The organism is uncultured Tenacibaculum sp. (assembly GCF_947498805.1).
In the GTDB taxonomy this organism is placed as follows: Bacteria; Bacteroidota; Bacteroidia; order Flavobacteriales; family Flavobacteriaceae; genus Polaribacter.
Genome location: NZ_CANMLT010000001.1, coordinates 620,362 through 638,835 on the forward strand (window position 1 = coordinate 620,362; position 18,474 = coordinate 638,835).

At 28.7% G+C, this 18,474-nt stretch carries 14 protein-coding genes; 9 read left to right on the forward strand and 5 right to left on the reverse strand.

Features of this window, described 5'->3' with window-relative positions:
• Position 1 precedes the first annotated feature (1 nt).
• Entirely contained in the window at positions 2-175 is a 174-nt protein-coding gene (locus tag Q0873_RS02975) for a hypothetical protein (RefSeq protein WP_299104292.1), read from the forward strand.
• Positions 176-213: 38 nt separating this feature from the next.
• On the opposite strand, the gene Q0873_RS02980 is transcribed toward Q0873_RS02975, so the two are convergent.
• Together Q0873_RS02980 and Q0873_RS02985 are read right to left on the reverse strand one after the other, a co-directional pair.
• Positions 214-912 carry a response regulator transcription factor gene (locus Q0873_RS02980; protein WP_299104293.1) on the reverse strand — a complete coding sequence of 233 codons (699 nt, stop codon included), beginning with the start codon at positions 910-912 and terminating at the stop codon, positions 214-216.
• Positions 909-1,703, reverse strand: a complete 795-nt coding sequence (locus Q0873_RS02985) for a histidine kinase (RefSeq protein WP_299104294.1) — start codon at positions 1,701-1,703, stop codon at positions 909-911. Before Q0873_RS02985 ends, Q0873_RS02980 begins: the two co-directional genes overlap by 4 nt.
• A 199-nt stretch (positions 1,704-1,902) precedes the next feature.
• On the opposite strand from Q0873_RS02985, the gene Q0873_RS02990 reads away from it, so the two are divergent.
• The 7 genes from Q0873_RS02990 (at position 1,903) to Q0873_RS03020 (ending at position 13,426) form a co-directional block, all read left to right on the forward strand.
• Complete coding sequence (locus Q0873_RS02990) at positions 1,903-2,769, forward strand: ABC transporter ATP-binding protein (protein WP_299104295.1); 867 nt, start codon at positions 1,903-1,905, stop codon at positions 2,767-2,769.
• A gap of 20 nt (positions 2,770-2,789) precedes the next feature.
• Positions 2,790-6,380, forward strand: coding sequence for a M1 family aminopeptidase (locus Q0873_RS02995; RefSeq protein ID WP_299104296.1), 3,591 nt, complete (start codon positions 2,790-2,792; stop codon positions 6,378-6,380).
• A gap of 322 nt (positions 6,381-6,702) precedes the next feature.
• The gene (locus Q0873_RS03000; protein WP_299104297.1) at positions 6,703-7,680 is read left to right on the forward strand and encodes an AraC family transcriptional regulator; all 978 of its coding nucleotides are present in this window, start codon (positions 6,703-6,705) and stop codon (positions 7,678-7,680) included.
• 225 nt (positions 7,681-7,905) lie between these two features.
• Complete coding sequence (locus tag Q0873_RS03005) at positions 7,906-9,006, forward strand: DUF2911 domain-containing protein (protein ID WP_299104298.1); 1,101 nt, start codon at positions 7,906-7,908, stop codon at positions 9,004-9,006.
• A gap of 121 nt (positions 9,007-9,127) precedes the next feature.
• The gene (locus Q0873_RS03010; RefSeq protein WP_299104300.1) at positions 9,128-10,501 is read left to right on the forward strand and encodes a PDZ domain-containing protein; all 1,374 of its coding nucleotides are present in this window, start codon (positions 9,128-9,130) and stop codon (positions 10,499-10,501) included.
• Positions 10,502-10,505: 4 nt separating this feature from the next.
• On the forward strand, positions 10,506-12,032 hold the full coding sequence (locus tag Q0873_RS03015; RefSeq protein WP_299104302.1) for a hypothetical protein: 1,527 nt from the start codon (positions 10,506-10,508) through the stop codon (positions 12,030-12,032).
• Between the two features lie 17 nt (positions 12,033-12,049).
• A complete protein-coding gene (locus Q0873_RS03020) occupies positions 12,050-13,426 on the forward strand; it encodes a DUF885 family protein (RefSeq protein ID WP_299104303.1) in 1,377 nt (458 codons plus the stop codon).
• Positions 13,427-13,752: 326 nt separating this feature from the next.
• Here the strand turns inward: Q0873_RS03020 and Q0873_RS03025 are convergent, their stop codons facing one another.
• The 3 genes from Q0873_RS03025 to Q0873_RS03035 all read right to left on the reverse strand — a co-directional run bounded on the left by Q0873_RS03025 (position 13,753) and on the right by Q0873_RS03035 (position 16,314).
• Complete coding sequence (locus Q0873_RS03025) at positions 13,753-14,664, reverse strand: MBL fold metallo-hydrolase (protein ID WP_299104304.1); 912 nt, start codon at positions 14,662-14,664, stop codon at positions 13,753-13,755.
• 99 nt (positions 14,665-14,763) lie between these two features.
• Positions 14,764-15,600 (reverse strand): alpha/beta hydrolase, encoded by an 837-nt coding sequence (locus Q0873_RS03030; protein ID WP_299104305.1) that lies wholly within the window; start codon positions 15,598-15,600, stop codon positions 14,764-14,766.
• A 78-nt stretch (positions 15,601-15,678) separates the two neighbouring features.
• Positions 15,679-16,314: an AraC family transcriptional regulator gene (locus tag Q0873_RS03035; protein ID WP_299104306.1), complete on the reverse strand. Its 636-nt coding sequence runs from the start codon at positions 16,312-16,314 to the stop codon at positions 15,679-15,681.
• A 619-nt stretch (positions 16,315-16,933) separates the two neighbouring features.
• Here Q0873_RS03035 and Q0873_RS03040 point away from each other — a divergent pair.
• Positions 16,934-18,463: a hypothetical protein gene (locus Q0873_RS03040; protein WP_299104307.1), complete on the forward strand. Its 1,530-nt coding sequence runs from the start codon at positions 16,934-16,936 to the stop codon at positions 18,461-18,463.
• The last annotated feature ends 11 nt before the right edge of the window (positions 18,464-18,474 follow it).

An 18,474-nucleotide genomic window follows, 5' to 3' on the forward strand; every position in this document is an offset into this window, starting at 1 on the left:
GATGAAATCACAAAAAACAACAAGTCAAGAAAATAAAATCACCAGAAAAGAGGCATTAGAAAAGTTAGGAAAGTATGGTAAATATACTGCCTTAACAGCCTTAGGAACTTATATGATATTGAATCCGCAGAAAGCGCAAGCGCAAAGTCCAGAAGATCCAGGAGAAGGGTTTTAATAAAAAAGTCAGCTAATTTTAGCTGACTTTTTTTATCCTTATTTTAATAATTCGTCTATTTGATTCTTATAACTACTGCCTATTGGGATAACATGTTTTTCTATGAAAATTCTATTTCCTTCAATGCTTTCAATATATTTTTTGGAGACAGCAAAGGAGCGATGTACTTGAACAAAATCATCATGAGCGATTGATTCCAGTAATTCAGAAACTTTTTCTCGAACAGTTATGATGTTACTTGAGGTAAAAACTTTGGTATAGTTACCATCAGACTCAAGAAATAGAATAGTATCAATAGCTATTTGAACATGTTTTTTATTAGAACGTAAAAACAAAGTTTGCTTTAGTTCACTTTTAGATGTTTCAATAGAAGATTGTGGTTTTTCATTGGGTTTTACTGCTTTGTTTACCGCTTTTAAAAAACGCTCAAAGCTAAAAGGTTTTAATAAATAATCAATTACGTTTAACTCATAACCTTCTAATGCATATTCTCTATAAGCCGTAGTAACAATAACTTTGGGCGGGGATGTTAAGGTCTTTAAAAAATCAAAACCTTTTAATTTGGGCATGTTTAAATCTAAAAAAACCAAATCTACGGTATGTTGACTCAAATATTCTAGTGCTTCAATAGCATCATAACACTGTTTTGAAAGTTGCATATAAGGCAGCATATCACAATAGCCCTTAATAATTTTATGGGACATTTGTTCATCATCTATAATTAAGTATTTAATCATGTTAGATATATAGTTAGTGTTGCTTTATAGATGTTTTTTAATTCTGTAAAATTAAGTTGATGTTTTTTAGGGTATATCAACTCCAATCTACGTTGTAAATTTTTTAACCCAATTCCAGATTGGCTATTAATTTCTTCAGGATCAAAGTTGTTTTCAATCTCAAAGTAAATAACAGCTGAGCTCACTTTAAGTTTTGCTTTTATATAGGCATCATTTCTTAAATTTTCTACACCGTGTTTAAATGCATTTTCCAATAAATTAATAAACAAAAGAGGTGTAACCTTAATTCCTTCATCTATAATTTCTACATCAAATGTAATATCTATATTTTTATAATAACGTATTTTATGAAGCTCAATATAATGTTCTAAGAAAATTATTTCTTCTTCTATAGTTACATAATCATCGTCACCTCTGTAAATACTATAACTCATCATATCAGATAATTTAAGAATAAGTGTTTTAGTCTTTTCAGTATCCTCATCTACTAAGCCATATAAATTATTTAGCGTATTGAAAAAAAAGTGTGGGTTTACCTGATTTTTTAAATGTAATAGTTCTGCTTTTTTATTTTCAGTTTTCAATGAAATAATCATTTTAATCTGTTTGAAAACCCAGTATAGAAACAACACTATCAAACTTAAAAAGTAGCATAACGCAATAGTCATATAAGGCTGCTCCCCTCCAAATTCATCATTAAAAGCAACAATAATAACTCCAAACAAGATTAAGAATATTGAGTAACCTCGTTTAGGAATTTTTGGTAGTTTATTAATTATTTTAGAAATCATCTTCAATTATAATTCAAAAAAGAATATAGAACAAATAAGTTGATAGAAACAGGTGTTTTAGGGATTAACTACTATAAATCTGTGATGAATAGTTTTGCCTCGTTTTTTTAGCATTCTGCATTATAATTTGCCATGTCTATCCCAATTGTTAGAAGAGGTAAATAATGTCATATATGTTTGATGAAAAATTAAAATAATTATGAGCAGTCTTATCATTTCTAACCTGTCAAAAACCTATGCAAATGGCGTAAAAGCTTTACAAAATGTTTCACTTGAAGTACCAATAGGTATGTATGGTTTACTGGGGCCTAATGGAGCAGGAAAATCATCATTAATGCGAACCATTGCTACATTACAAGAAGCAGATACAGGAAGCATTACTTTAGGAGAAATAAATGTATTAGAACAAAAAAATGATCTTAGAAAAGTACTAGGATATCTACCACAACAATTTGGATTATATCCAAAAGTATCTGCTGATGTATTGTTAAATCACTTAGCAATATTGAAGGGAATTTCTAATAAAGGTGAGCGTAATGATTTAGTAGATGCATTATTGCATAAAGTGAATTTGTATGATGTAAGAAAACAGAAATTAGGAGGTTTTTCTGGAGGGATGAAACAGCGTTTTGGTATAGCTCAAGCCTTACTCAATGCCCCCAAATTATTGATTGTAGATGAGCCTACTGCTGGCTTAGATCCAATGGAGAGAAATAGGTTTTACAATTTGTTAAGTGAATTAGGAGAAAATACAGCTGTTATTCTTTCAACTCATATTGTAGATGATGTAAAGGAATTATGTACTAAAATGGCTATTATAAATAAAGGAAATGTTCTTCTCGAAGGAAACCCTTTAAAACTTATTGAAAATATAAAGGGGAAAGTATATCAAAAAACAATTCATAAAAAAGAATTACCACTATATAGAAAAGCATATAGGGTATTGAGTGAAAAATTGTTTTTAGGAAAACCTATTATACATGTGTTAAGTGAAACAAATCCTGGAAGCGATTTTCTTCCTATTGAAACCCAATTAGAAGACGTGTATTTCTCACAAATATTTTAAAAATTAAACAAGTTAAAAAGATGTGGTACGAAGTATTTAAATTTGAATTAGAATATCGATTAAAACGTCCAGATACTTATATATTCTTTATTTTTTTATTGCTATTTTCTACTATAGGAATAGATTTTGTCTTTAGCGGTATTGACCTTGGGCAGGTTAAAAAGAATGCACCTATACTTATTGCTAAAACTATGGGAGTGCTTTGTGGTATATCCATGTTTATAAGTTCAATGATAATGGGAGTAGCTGTGTTACGTGATTTTGAATATGATATAGCCTCCTTATTATACACTAACCCAATAACAAAAAGAGACTATTTACTAGGTCGTTTTTTAGGAGCATTCGTTATTCTTTTAATTGTTTTCAGTGGAGTTTTGTTAGGAATGTGTGTAGGAGAGTTTTTGCCTTGGCATAAACCTGAAGAAATGCTACCATTTAATTTTATGGCATATTTACATGCTTTTATTTTTGTAGGACTACCTATTGTTTTCTTGGGAAGCGCTCTCTTTTTTGTTACAGGTGCCCTGAGCAAAAAACTAATTGTAGTATATACACAAGGATTGGGGTTTTTTGTTTTGTTTGTGTTGATAAACAGTATTGAAAATAGCTCAATTCAAGCGCTTTTAGATCCCTTTTCACTGAACACATTAAATGAGGATACAAAGTTTTGGTCAGCAATTCAAAAGAACACTCAATTGGTTTCGGTTAGTGGTTTTCTTTTGTATAACAAATTACTTTGGATGGTGATTGGCGCGATAATATTAGGTTTAGGATATCATAAGTTTAGTTTTTCCATTATTCAAACGAAAACGAGAAAACAAAAAAGGAAACAATCAAACTATGAAACAGAACAGAATAAAACATATGAAGATATTAAAATTCCAAAAGTAACTAAAGAATATGGAATGTTAGCTTGGACTATACAATTAGCTCAACATACATTATTCTATTTTAAAGCAATTATTAAGGAAACCTCTTTCAAAGCAATTGCAATTTGTGGAATGATTATCATTTTGGTGAATTCAGTTAGTTTAGGTACAAGCTACGGAGTAGATAGCTATCCAACTACCTATTTAATAGTAGAAGAATTACGAGAAATGGCGCTTTATTTTTTCCTAATTATCCTTCTTTTTTATTCTGCTGAATTGTTTTGGAAAGAACGAAGCGTTCATTTAAACTTAATTTATGATGCTCTTCCAATTTCTAACTTTGTTAATTTAGTATCAAAATACTTAAGTCTATTATTAGTTTATGCTCTCTTAATGTTTGTATTAATAGGAACAGGAGTACTATTTCAAATATGGAATGGATATTATAATTTTGAATTGGAGGTTTATTTTTATGGCTTTTTTCTTGAGTTATTCCCTTTTTTGGCATTGTATACTTTTATCTCCTTCTTTTTGCAAGCGATTATAAACAATAAATATGTTGGAATAATAGCAATGATATTCTTTTTTGCAATCAGTTTGGTTTTAGAGTTCTTTGGCTATACACATAGTCTATATAAATTTGGAGGAAATCCGATAGGAGCTTACTCAGATATGAATGGGTATGGTCATTTTCTAAAACCTTATTTATGGGTAAAGTTATACTGGACATTATTAGGGGTACTCTTATTAGTTTTTTCTTCGATAATTAGTGTAAGAGGAACAGAAACTAGTTTGTTAAAAAGATGGAAAATTCGAGGGCAACAATTTAGTAATACGTTAAGGAAATTCACGCTAGCCATTGCTTTAGGTGTGATACTGGTTGGAAGCTATATTTTTTATAATACAAATATTCTAAATGAGTATTGGACAAACGACCATGAATTAGAGTTTCGAGCTGGTTATGAAAGCACATTGAAGAAATATGAATATTTACAACAACCTAAAATTACCGATGTTTATTTAAAGATTGATTTATACCCTGAAAAACGTTCTTATGAAGCAAGTGGTTATTATGTGATAACCAATTTACACTCAGAATCTATTAAAGAAGTTCATGTACAAAAACGAATAGATTCACAAGTGAAATTGGAAGAGGTGATTTTCGATGTAGAAACAATAAAGAACAATGCTTATGTCGAGTATGATTATACTATTTATCAACTAAGTAAACCATTAGAGCCTGGAGAGAGTATTAAAATGTATTTCAAACAACTATTTTCTCCCAAAGGCTTTGAAGAGGGAGGTTCTACTACAGAAGTACTTCATAATGGTACTTTTTTCAATAACAAAGTATTACCAACATTTGGATATAACAATAAATACGAATTACGTGATATAGATGATCGTAACAAGTTCAATTTAGCAAATCGTGTTTATAAAAAGAACATTGATAACCCAAATGAATTGGTAAATGCTAGAACAGGAAGCGACTCTAAAGGTGTTCGTTTAGATATTACCTTGAGCACTTCTGCAAATCAAAGTGCCATTGTGCCTGGAAACCTAATTAGAAGATGGGAAAAGAATAATCGTAATTATTTTCACTACAGAACAGAAGAACCGATTATTAATTTTTATGGAGTAGTATCAGCAGAATATGAGGTGTTACAGGATATTTGGAAAGCTAAAGAAGAAGAAAATAATGTAGATTTAGAGATTTACTACCATAAAGGACATGAATATAATTTGGCTAGAATGATGGAAGGAATGAAACATTCTTTATCTTATTTCACCATGCATTTTGGAGCCTATCAATACAAACAAATGCGTATTATGGAATTTCCACGTTATCGAAAATTTGCACAATCGTTTCCTAACACAATACCTTTTTCAGAAGCCCTAGGGTTTATCTTAGATATTGATGATGAAAAAGATATAGATATGGCTTTTTATATAACAGCACATGAAATGACACATCAGTGGTGGGGATTGCAAATAGAGGCAGCAAATGTGAAAGGACAATCAATGATTTTGGAGACTTTAGCACAGTATTCTGCGATTATGGTTTTTGAAAAGAGATATGGAAAAGGAAAGACCAGACAGTTTTTAAAATTATGTTCTGAAAACTATTTTATAGGGAAGTTACAAGATAATAATATAGAAGTACCTTTAGTATTGGTAGAAAATCAAGATTATCTTTACTATGATAAAGGAGCTATAGCAATGTATGCTTTACAGGATTATATAGGTGAAGGCAAAGTTAATTTAGCATTGAGAAATTTTATAAATGATTGGAAATCTTTTAACAATCCAATAAAACCTGAAAGATACCCAACAAGTAAAGATTTGATAGGATATTTTAGAACTGTTACTCCTGATGAATTTCAACAGCTTATTACTGATTTATTCGAAACTACAATTACTTATGATAATAGAATTTATGAAGCAAGCTTAGAAGAGCTTTCTGATAGTTCTTATAAAGTAGAATTATTGATTGAGATGCAAAAATCGCACATCAATGAATTAGGAAATAAGGAACTTGTGTCTTTGAATGATTGGATAGATGTTGAAATAAAAGATGAAGAGGGAAAGACAAACTATCTTAAGCAGTATAAAATTAGCCAGGAAAAGACTAAACTTGAAATCTTTTTAGATAAAAAACCTAGTGTGATAACAATTGACCCGATGTATAAGTTAATTGAAAAAAATAAAACAGATAATGTTTGGAATCTAAAAGGGGAATAAAATCTATTTATAATCTTATGTAGTTGGATACAATGAAGCTTTAGATTTTGGTAAAGAGGTAATCAAAAGAAAGTATAGATTGAAAAGTGAGATTAATTTAATTTAATCTCGCTTTTATGTTTTTAATATTAGACTAATGAATATTTCATTAAGAACAATTAACTTTATTTTAAGTTTTGAATTCCCGATATTTACCACAAAAAAATAGAGAAGCATAGAGTTTTTAGAAGGAATAACGGTATTTAATTTTTTACTTTTTTCAATTATCATATGGTATTTTAGAAAAAAGTTAGACATTTCAGTATATGTGTTTTCATTCTTTTTGTTAGGAAAAGGAATAACCTTGCTAAGTAATCTAATAATTGCCAGAGTAATTTTTCCCGAAAGTAAAGCTGTTTTTCTAGCAGGTATCTTCCTTAATTCATTTCTGTTTTTTTATGCCCCCATTTTATATCTTTTTGCTGTAAGCATTATTAAAGGAAGTATCTCAATAAAAAAACAGATCATCCATTTTATACCTTTTGCAATATTTTTGGTATTGAATATAGTATTGGTTCTGCTGTTTCTTTTGAAACGGGATAGTGAAGTAACTGCAAACATTTTATGGATTAGAAATTCTTTTGACAAACTTTATTTTGTGCAAGTGATTGCCTATACATTTATTTCTTTTTGGGTGGTGTACAAGCATCAGAGCGATAACCTAAGGTTTGTAAAAATTTCCAAATGGCTAAAGCAAACTTTGGTTTTCTTTATTATGATTTGGTTGATGTTTCTTACCGGTTCGTTAACGGAAAGCTTACCAAAAATATCTTATACTTTTACATTTATAGGAGTATTACTGTTGTTGGGGCTATCCAATATTACCTTATTTCAATTATTAAACCATCCAGAATTTTTTTACAACAATTTAACGGTAAAACTACGAAAGGAAACAGTTAACCCTAAAATAAACAAAGAAATCTATAACAAGCTTTGTGATTTGTTAGTAAAGGAAAAGTTATATAAAAAAACAGATTTAAAGATCAGTGATTTATCAGATGCTTTAGGAGAATCTGCCCGAAACGTTTCAATTTTAATAAACACGTTCTATAAAGGTAATTTTTACGACTTTATTAATTTCTATAGAATAGAAGAAGCAAAATCTCTTTTAAAAAATGGAGACGAAGAAATGACAATCCTAACCATTTTATATGAATCTGGATTTAATAGTAAATCTGCTTTTAATGCTGTTTTTAAAAAGACTGTTGGTCAAACACCATCTAATTACAGAAAGAATTATATTTCTGCTATGTACGGATAACTTCACTACTGATTTCTTTCCTTTCTGCTGATGTAGATAATTTTTGTTAAATCACTCTTAAAAGTAAGTACTAATTTCTGTTTTTACAGGCATTAGGACGACTCAAATTGCTTTAAAAATTAGGTTTGCACAAGATTTACTATTTGATTCTATCTAGCATAGAGCGCATTGAATAGTTCTTCTCAATTTTAAAATTAATTATAAATAAAATTAAAACACAAAAGAATGAATAAGTTCATAGCTTTCCTGTTTGCAGCATTTTTAACGCAGAATTTAATGGCACAATTTCATACCTTAAATATGCCGCAAGGGAGTCCAAGGGTTCAAGAAACACAAAAATTAGGGGTAACCGAGATCACATTAGATTATGGAAGTCCTGCATTACGTAATAGGGATGTTTGGAACAACCCTAATATTATTCCACAGAGCGGAAACCCTATAGCTTGGAGAGCAGGAGCCAATATGGGGACAACTATAGAATTTACAACCGATGTGCTAGTTGAAGGACAGCCGTTAAAAGCAGGTGTTTATGGGATTCATATTATTCCTGATAATGATACATATACTTTATTATTTGCTCATAATCACAATCAATGGGGAAGTTATTACTTAGATAAAGAGAAGGATGTAAGCTTAAAAGTAACTGTAAATCCTGAGCCTTGTGCAAAGTCGGAACAGCTAGACTATGAATTCTTAAACAGAACTGAAAACTCATTGGTTATTGGGTTAGAATGGGGTGAAAAGCGAATTCCCTTTAAAGTAGAAGTTGATTTAAATACAACTGTTGTAGAAAGTTTTAGGAATGAACTACGTGGTATTAATACTTACCATTGGCAAGCATGGAATGATGCTGCTTTATGGTGTTTAAATCACAATACCAATTTAGCAGAAGCTTTACAATGGGCAAACCGTTCCATTAATGGTGGATATGGCGGTTTTGCGGCTGATAAGAATTTAACGAATATGTCAACTAAGATAAGATTGTTAAGAAAATTAAATAAAACTGAAGAAGCTAAAACTGCCATTGCAGAAGCAAAGGAAATAAAGGCGACTGTATATGAGGCAAATGGTTTTAGCAGGTTTTTACTTCAAAATGGTTTATATCAGGATGCATTAGAGTATTGCAATAACTTACTTGAATCAAACCCTGATACATGGTTTTTAGAATTGAATAGAGGTATAAGCCAATATTTTCTGAATAATAAGAAAGCAGCGTTAAAAGATGTCAGGAAAGTACTAAAAACGGCGCCAGAACAATTTCAATCTAGATTGAAAGAAATTATAAAAGAGATTGAAACGGGAACATACAAGCTACCTGGAAATTAATATAGTTGTTCAAAACTAAATCAGGAGCGATTAAGATAGAAGGTTGATGGTTTCTTCATTTGATAGTTTAAGTTCCTCCTCATTTTAGCATTTTTTAATATTTAATAAACCAAAGTAAAAGATGAAAACAAGGTACATAAGTCTAATAATTATAATGTTATTGGTACAAAATATTTTAGAAGCACAAACCTTAAAAAGAAAAGGTCTTTTGGGTATCACTATGCAAACACTAAATGATAGTATAGTTAAACAAGAAAATTTAAAAATTACCTCTGGAGTGCTAATTAATACAGTAATGCCTAACTCAACTTTCTTTAATTTAGGAATCAAGGAAGGTGATGTAATTTCTAAGTTAAATGGAGTACCAGTAGCAACTGTTCAAGATGTATTGGCAATTATTAGACCGCTTTATGAGGGCGATAAAATCGAAGCTGATTATTATTCAGAAAATAAAAGAAGGAAAAAGACAACATCTTTATTAGGTAGACCAATTGAAGCCTTTAAAAAAGCAAATGTCAAATATAGTGAAGTCATATATAAAGATAATGTACTAAGAAGTATTCTGGTTGCTCCAAAAAATATAAAAAATCCACCAGTTGTATATTTTTTACAAGGTTACACATGTGGATCTGTAGAGACAATTTCAGACCAGTACCCTATGAAAAAATTAATGAACGATTGGTTAGAAGCTGGGTTTGCTATTTACCGTATTGAAAAACCTGGAGTTGGAGACAGTAAAAGTAAAAAACATTGTTTGCAAATAAGTTTTAATGAAGAATTAAAGGCGTTTCAAGAAGGTTATAAAGATTTGCTAAAACAAAAATCTATTGATACTGATAACATTTTTATGTTTGGGCATTCTATGGGAGGTGTTATCGCGCCACTTTTAAATGAACTTAAAGCACCACGTGGTATTTTAACCTATGGAAGTGTTGCTCAAAATTGGTATGATTATATGGTAGATTTGTATACTATTCAACCTAAGCATTTTGGTGTATCTGAAGAACAGATCAAGGAAGACAACAAAATTAATTTAAAATTTAACAAGGATTTTTTAATCAATAAACTATCAGGTGAAGAAATATTGGCTAACAAATCTTATGCAGATTTTTTCAGTGCAAATGCAATCAATTTTAAACAAAACCAATATATAGGTCGTCATTTCGATTTTTGGCAAAACCTCTCTGATATAGATATTCCTGGGGCATGGTCAAAAGTAAAGACTCAAGTTTTAGCAATGCATGGGGAGTTCGATATTCAGGCTATAAGTCCAAGAGGAGCCCAAATGATAGCAGAAATAGTAAATAAGAATGGAGGTAAAGGGGATTTTATTTTGATTAATAAAGCAGACCATGGCTTTGTAAACTTCAATTCAATGCAGCATAATGTTGAAACTCTAGGTAGTGGTAACTATTTAAATCACGCCATAAATAATTACAGTACAGATTTAGGAAAAGAAACTGTAAACTGGATGAAATCTAAACTCGAAAAATAGATTTATGAAAAAATTATTACTATTTATCTGTTACTTAATATTTTCTTGCTCTGGAAACTCACAAGAGATAAACCTACAAATTGAAAAAGAGTTATGGAAAGAAGATATTAAATATTTAAAACAAAGAGTTGAGAAAATTGCACCTATGTATCAATATGAAGCTGTTAAAAAGAACTTTAACTCGTTTTATAACAATCTATTGGATGTAGATTTTAATGGTTATGAAGCAACGTTTGGTATTCAAAAATTAATGAATACTCTAAATGATGAAGGTTGTAATGTACCATTATTTCAAAAAGGGCTTGAATTACAAGTTTTACCAATTAAAACCTATTGGTTTTCAAATGGTTTGTATGTTTTAGATGCTTCGAATAATTATAAAGAAATTATAGGTAAACAGGTAATTAAAATCAATAATACTCCTATTGAAAAAGTGTTTGAAAAGCTAAAAAATTTCCTAAATGCAGATAATCTACATTATAAAAAATACCTCTTTCAAGTGTATGGATTTATGCCTTCTATGTTAAAGGCAGTAGGTTTAGGAATTAATGATAATGAAGTAAAAATAGAGTTTGCATTAGGAAAAACTATACTTATAAAAAGTGAATCAATTAATGAATATGCAAAATTAAATAGAAAATTACCAAACGATGAGTTTTTTAGTTACACAAATAAAAATCATAAAGGAAAGAATTATTGGTTAGATTTTATTCCAAATACTAAAACCTTATTTATACAGCTACAAGCAGTTGTAAATAATAAAGAAGGATATTCGTTTTCTAATTTTGTTGATAAAATTGAAGAAAGTATAACTTCCAATAAAACAGATAAAATTATTATTGATGTTAGATATGGAGGTGGCGGAAATGGCTTTAAATTAAAACGATTAACGGATGTATTAAGAGATTCTAAAACCATTAATAAAGAAGGGCATTTATTTGTGTTAACAAGTAAAGCAACAAGAGGAACTTTATTAGAATTGGCATCAATTTTAAATCTAAATACCAAAGCAATTCTTGTTGGAGAACCAACAGCAGAGGGTGTAAATACTGTTGGAGACATCAAATACATTACTTTACCAAACTCTGGTTTAAAAGTTTCGATTACTCATACATTGTGGACGACTAGCTGGAAACAAGATTCTAGTAAAACATTACTACCACATTTAAAAGTTAATTATTCTTTTACTGATAAAAAAACAAACATTGACCCTTGGATTAAGCTAACAGAAGCTTATACAACAGAAGTTAAAAAGAAATCTGTTCCAAAAGAATTAAGAAAGCAACTTGAAGGTAAATATAAAGTTGAAGACAGAAAACTACGTATTATAGAGATGGAAGGAAAATTGTATTTAAAAATGTCTAGACGAATAAGAAGTTTTTTTGAAATCTGTACTGAATTGTATTATCATTCAGAAGGCGTACTTTCTACAGATATTGAAAATATTTTTCTTAAATACAGTAAAAACTCTTCAGGAAGGATAAAAATTGAAACTGTAAGATGGAATAACTTAAATCTAAAAGTTGAATAATTGTCTATATTAATATTATGAAATCTCTAAGGAAAATATTTTTTGTTTGTACGCTCGTAACATTTACAAATGTTTTTGCTCAAATTAACTATGTTTTAGTCTGTAAAGCCGAATTAAAAAACTCAAAGCTTGATAACGCTCATGCAGGAAGTGGTTTTTCACAAAGTCAACAATTTAATAAGGTTAAAAACGATTTTCTAAAACAATATCGTTTATTAAGAATTCCAAACTTGCAAATTAACTATGTGAATACATTAAATAGTATAAAGAGTAAAGATAACATTGCAATTCAAAAACTATTTTTCACTAAGCTAAAAGAGAAATTAAAAAAAATAGATGAGTCTAAGCTAGCCGATAATCAAAAAGTCGACTATAATATACTTAGCTATGAAACTGAATTAAACTTAGAAAGAATTGAACTTGAAAAACAATGGAATTATAACACAAAACTGGATGACTCGAGAAGTATTTTCACAGTACAAAATGGAAAGCAATGGTATGCATATTTACTAAAACGTTGGGTAGATAAAGAAGTGTCTCCAGAAGAGTTATATAAGTTTGGTTTAGCTGAAATAGAAAACGTCAAGTTACATATGAAAAGGCTACAAGAAGCATCGGGTTTATCAAAATCAGATTTCAAGAAATACTTAAGTAATAATGAGTTCTTTTTTAAAAATCCAAATGATGTAAAAGCAGCTTTTGTTACTATTAAAAAGAAGGTAGCTGTAAAGGCGCATAAAATGTTTCCATATATAAATGATATTTCAGACGTAAGAATTGAAAGAGGCACCAATGCTTCGCTATCGCAAGTTCCAGCATACTATAGCAATAATACATTTTATTTCAATTTTTTTGATAAATCATTTAATAAAAGAAAATTAGGTTGGTTATATATTCATGAAGCAATTCCTGGTCATCATTATCAGTTTATGGTTAATAACATTGTTAAAAGAACAGAAATTCAAAATTTGTTTTGGTATCCGGGTTTTGCTGAAGGTTGGGGGGCATATGTAGAATATTTGGGTAATGAATTAGGAGTATACGAAACTATATATGATGAATATGGTAAATGGGAGTGGGATTTAATTCGTTCGGTTAGAGTGTCTTTAGATGTAGGAATTAATTATTATGGATGGTCCGATCAGAAAGCTTTAGAATTTTGGAAACAAAACATCATTGATCAAGATGATATTGGAATGCGAGAAATTAAGAGAATGAAACGTTGGCCAGCTCAAGTAATTACATATAAATATGGAGCTAGTTTATTTTTAGAATTTCTTGAAAAAGCCAAAAAAGATAAAAATTTTAACTTTAAAAAGTTTCATAAAGAAATCGTTAAAAATGGAGACATTCCCTTATCGATTCTTAAAACATTAACATATAAAATTAACTAATTAAAGATGTTAGATGAAATCTTAATTATTACAAATTAGTATTTATTAGAATTGTTTTTCTAAACTCTAATAATTAGTTCGAAACTAAAGAAATTCTAGAATTACAAAATTTAGCAAAAAGCATTTACTTCCCGATACAGAAAGTAATAATACTAGTAAAATCAGTGTATTCAGCTGTTCGAGGTGGAGTGAAGGTGGAAGATTTTGGTTGCTTTTGATTTGTTTTTTTGACAAACTTATATTTATTCCATTTTAGGAAAAACAATGAAATTGAAAAAAATCATTGTTTTTTAATTATATAAAAATATTTTTTATTTGGATTCTATTTAGTTGTTTGCTTTCCAAGGAAAAGGTCCCATCCATTCATCTAATAATATTCTCCAAACATTTAAGGCTAACCATTCATCGTACTTATTCCAATGTTTGTATTTTGGTAATTTTAGAATATTAGGTATTTCAAATGGGGGAGTTCCTTTTTTTAATTCATTGTAGATCCCAGCCCTAATATCTTTAATAAACCTTGATAAAAGTTTAATGTCTTTTTTATCACCACCATAAATAGCTAAACCATTTGTTTTTTCATTATGTGAATAGATAGCTTTATTAAAGTCCATTTTAAGTAACTCTTTTAATGATTTTTCCCATTCTTTAATGTTAAAGTCAGGTACAATCATCGGTAAAACTCTATTAGGAGTAACCAAATCAGCTATATACGCCAGTTTGTGTTTTGGCAATATAAAAACAGTCATTCCTAATCCATGATTCATTCCTAAATAATGTAATTCAATCGTACTATTTCCAAGTGTAATTTCTTTTTTGTTTCCATTCCAATATTCTTTTGGAATAGCCATATCTCTACCAGGATTAGCTTTCATCCATTTATAAGCTTCTATATGTGCTAATGTTGTTGCTCCAATATCCAAAAATACTTGACCTCCGCTTGAATGATCCCAATGATTATGACTATGAAGTAAATATTTAATAGGTTTGTTAGTAATCTTTTTTATCTCTCTTACCATTTCTTTTGAATGTTTTGTGCTTACCGATTCAATTACTATAACACCATCTTCTGTTATAATAAACATAGAGTAATAACCATTATTAGAAGTAAAAGAGTACACATTTTTAGCAATTTTCACGGTTCTATTTGATTTTTCTTGAGAGAAAGTTAAACCAGTATTCATGAAAATAAGTAATGTGAAAATGGCTATTTTAATTATGAATTTTAGATTTTTCATTTATTTAAATTTTGTGAATTAATTTGGTTTTAAAATGAAAAAAGACAGAAATACAATTTTTAAAATATTATCTGTCTTTTTATTTCTAATAGGAGAAACTTATTTCTTCAAGCCTAATATGAAGTTTTCAATTATTGTAGCTAAATATACCGGAGTTTCTTGCATTGAATAATGTCCAGAATTACTAATGTTTATATACTCAATATTTTTATATTTCATAGCTTCATATTGTTTTTTAATATTACCTATACGTAATGACGGATAATCAAATTCAGCCGTTACTACTAAGGTTGGTGTTTTATTACCTATTAACCCTTCAGAATAGTCTACATTGGCAAATGATTTTAAATAAGCTCTAGAAACGTCTGTATCAGCTGCTTCTAAAAACTCCTGAGCCTTTTTCTGATTCCATAATTTAGTATATCGATTGCTTGTTAATGCGCCTATAGCTTGTTCAGCAACTTTTCTGTCAGCAGCGACAGCGTTGAAAAAACCGATTTCATCTTTGCTGAATTTTAATCCAGAGGCTGGACCACCGCTAATAAGAATTATACTTTTGATTCTATTTTTAGTATCTAGCTTATTTGCGATTTGAGCAGATAATGTAGAAAATGAATGACCTATAATACTAAATGATTTCCAATTAAGTTTATCAGCTAGATGTAATAAATCTTTAGAAATTTCGGTTACATTATATTCTCCTTTCAAACCAAGGGAAAGCCCTTGTCCTCTGGCATCCATAAATGCATAAGTAAATTTTTTTGGGTTTAGATAAGCAGACAATTGTTCCCAATTAGAATGATCTCCATTCCAATCATGAAGGACAATTACTTTTTCGTTACCATTACCATATGTTTTGTAACCTATTAAATTGTTTTTTTGTGCATAACCAGATAAAGTAGCAACAAAGAAGATAAGTGAAAATAATACTCTCATAATTTTAATGTTTTATTAGAACAAAATTACGAGTAGAACCAAAAGAACTTATAACCCAAAAAGGTCATATACTAACCATTAAGGGTCAATTTCTCTATATTGAGAAGGAGTTATATTATATTCTTTTTTAAAAGCTCTTATAAAATGAGAGCTCGTATCATATCCAACATCTTCAGAAATGTGAGCTATTGTTTGTTGTGTTGTTTTTAATAACGATTTAGCAGTAAGTAATTTTTGTTTTCTAAAATATTTACCTGCAGTTTCTCCAAAAGTATCTTTAAATTTTCTTTTAAAAGAAGATAAGCTTTTAGATGTTAAATGAGCATAATCTTCAAGTTGATAGGTGTGATTAATATTTCTTAAAATAATTGAACGAAAATCTACTTTCTTTTCTTGTATTGTTTGGTGAAGGAGTGCCTTAAAATCATTTGAATGATTTGACTTAATGAGATAAAGTAATAACTCTTCTAATTTAATATTAAGAATATTTCTTGAATGTAACTCTTTGTTATTTATAATTAAAAGTGCTGAATCTAATAAATTAGTTATTACTGGGTCAATTTGAGTTTTTGCTATTCCTGCAAAGTTGTTTAAATCAATTTTGACATCAATTAAATTTTTATATTTAGAATAAAAACTTTGAATAAAATCGTCGGAAAGAAAGAATAACAAATTTTGATATGGTTCATTCTCATTAGGGATTCTTTCACTCATTATAGAATTTCCTTTGCTTATAAGAACACATTCGTTTTCAATAGCTGTAACCTTTCCTTTATCATTAGCTATAATTTTAGTACCTTTTATAACAAAGGATAATACATACTGAGTAGATTCAACGCATCTTTTATTTACATTTATTTCACTAAAATACTCGAGAAATTTAGTGTCTTGTATTTCAACTAAATTATGATTACCGAGTTTTATTATATCATTGGGAAGAACCATTTGTAGAATTAAAAATTATTTTTTTATTCTATTAAATAAATTTAGAATCTGGTATAAAAACAAATTTAATTAAATAAAATTTTCCATTGTTATATTTTTTGCTCGAAAGAAAACAAAGTACTTCCAAAGAAAAGAAAAGAAAAGAAAAGAAAATCTACTTCCCAATACAAAAAATAACTTTCAAGTGTTTATAGTGTGTTATTTTACTTGAGGTACAAATAAGGTACAAATAAGGAGCAATAAACCTTATCAGTTAATAGTAAGTAGATTTAGATAAAACTGCATTCATCAAGAAGAATAAAATCAAAATATTTTATTGTAATTGGTTTTTAGATTCAAATAGATTAAGAATATTATTGTATTTTTCGTACCGTTAGAACATTGCTAAATGACAAAAGTATTAGAACAAGTTAAAATTATTGATGCTTCATCTGTAAGCAAAATTGAAGGTGAAATATTTGATAACTCAGTTAGGATATTAATTAAAAAAGAATCTTTTAAAAATCAAAAGCTCAAAGTAGATAATTACAAATCTTCTTTACAGTTTAAAAAATGTATTTTTAATAAAGAAATATCTGTATCGGTGGATGATGATTTTGATATAGATTTTGATATTTCTTTTACAGGATGTGTAATTGATTCATTTAGTACTGATTTGATTAAAACAGAAAAAGTAAGCATTTCATTTTTTAGCTGTTTTAATGAACGTTTTTCGAGTAGAAATAATGTTCCAATTAAAGTTGATATTATGAACTGCTTTGGATCTTATTTTTTTTACAATTGTAAAAGTGTTAATGTATCTTATAGAAGAGAAAATATAGTTCCAAAAATATGGAAACCAATACTTGAATATTGTAAAATCAATAATAAAAATGTATTTGAATTAAAAACCTCTTATAGTTTTCAAAAAGTCGAAAATATAAAATTGTTTACAAATATTTATAGAGAGAAAAAGAAAGAAGAAAAGAGTGGTTTTGAGTTAAAAGAGACCGAAACTGTCAAAGATTGGAGATTAAGATATAATCCAACTAAACAACAATTAGATTCCATAGATATAGGTTTTACATTGAATTATGATTTTGAGTTTGAACATAAAGAAACTTTAATTTTGTCCTCTAGATTACAAAATTTAACTTTAAATGGTAAGACAAATGGTGTATTGAAAATTGAGAATACTAAAATAGAAAATGTTTTCATGCGAAATTTTTCACCTACTAATGAGTTTAAGCTTTATCAAATAGAACCAATTAGTAAAAAAGGAAAGTTCGAAGTTCATGAGTCTATTTTGGATAACAGTTGGTTTAATAATGTGAAACTAAATAAATATGAAACTGTATCCTTCTTTAAATCATCGCTTTCAGAAATTAGGTTTACATCTACTACTTTCCCAAAAGTAGGAACTAATTTTGAAACTTTTAAATCTTTGGAAAATGTACATTATCCTGATATTAAGGGAGAATCATATTATAAAGATCAGTATGAAGTTTTTCTACAGTTAAGATTGGCTTTACTAAATACTGGAAACACTTATGAGGCACAAAAGATGAAAAGTATTGCTTTTAATGCGCTGAAAAAAAATAAAAGTGTTGGTTTTGGTGATAAATTAATTTTGTGGTTAAACAGACATTCTAATCTTCATGGTATTGAACCTCTTAGAGCTTTTTGCTGGATTTTGGTTTTTTCAATAATTCTATATCTTTTTTATTTAAACTCTCTTGGTTTACTTTTTGGTAAGTCAATTAATTGGTCATTAGTTGCAAATTATTTTTCATTTTTAGACTTGACCCATAAATCCAACTTTTTAGTAGAAAAATCTAAACTTAGTGATTGGGCAATTGTTATTGACTTCATCAATAAACTAGTAATAGGATATTTAATATACCAATTTATAGCTAGTTTTAGAAAATTTGGTAAATAAATATCCTTAAT

Coding starts and splice junctions, on each gene's coding strand:
- Q0873_RS03030 (WP_299104305.1), bottom strand. CDS start 15,600: ATGAGAGTATTATTTTCACTTATCTTCTTTGTTGCTACTTTATCTGGT.
- Q0873_RS02975 (WP_299104292.1), top strand. CDS start 2: ATGAAATCACAAAAAACAACAAGTCAAGAAAATAAAATCACCAGAAAA.
- Q0873_RS03035 (WP_299104306.1), bottom strand. CDS start 16,314: ATGAGTGAAAGAATCCCTAATGAGAATGAACCATATCAAAATTTGTTA.
- Q0873_RS03015 (WP_299104302.1), top strand. CDS start 10,506: ATGAAAAAATTATTACTATTTATCTGTTACTTAATATTTTCTTGCTCT.
- Q0873_RS02995 (WP_299104296.1), top strand. CDS start 2,790: ATGTGGTACGAAGTATTTAAATTTGAATTAGAATATCGATTAAAACGT.
- Q0873_RS02980 (WP_299104293.1), bottom strand. CDS start 912: ATGATTAAATACTTAATTATAGATGATGAACAAATGTCCCATAAAATT.
- Q0873_RS03020 (WP_299104303.1), top strand. CDS start 12,050: ATGAAATCTCTAAGGAAAATATTTTTTGTTTGTACGCTCGTAACATTT.
- Q0873_RS02990 (WP_299104295.1), top strand. CDS start 1,903: ATGAGCAGTCTTATCATTTCTAACCTGTCAAAAACCTATGCAAATGGC.
- Q0873_RS03025 (WP_299104304.1), bottom strand. CDS start 14,664: ATGAAAAATCTAAAATTCATAATTAAAATAGCCATTTTCACATTACTT.
- Q0873_RS02985 (WP_299104294.1), bottom strand. CDS start 1,703: ATGATTTCTAAAATAATTAATAAACTACCAAAAATTCCTAAACGAGGT.
- Q0873_RS03010 (WP_299104300.1), top strand. CDS start 9,128: ATGAAAACAAGGTACATAAGTCTAATAATTATAATGTTATTGGTACAA.
- Q0873_RS03005 (WP_299104298.1), top strand. CDS start 7,906: ATGAATAAGTTCATAGCTTTCCTGTTTGCAGCATTTTTAACGCAGAAT.
- Q0873_RS03040 (WP_299104307.1), top strand. CDS start 16,934: ATGACAAAAGTATTAGAACAAGTTAAAATTATTGATGCTTCATCTGTA.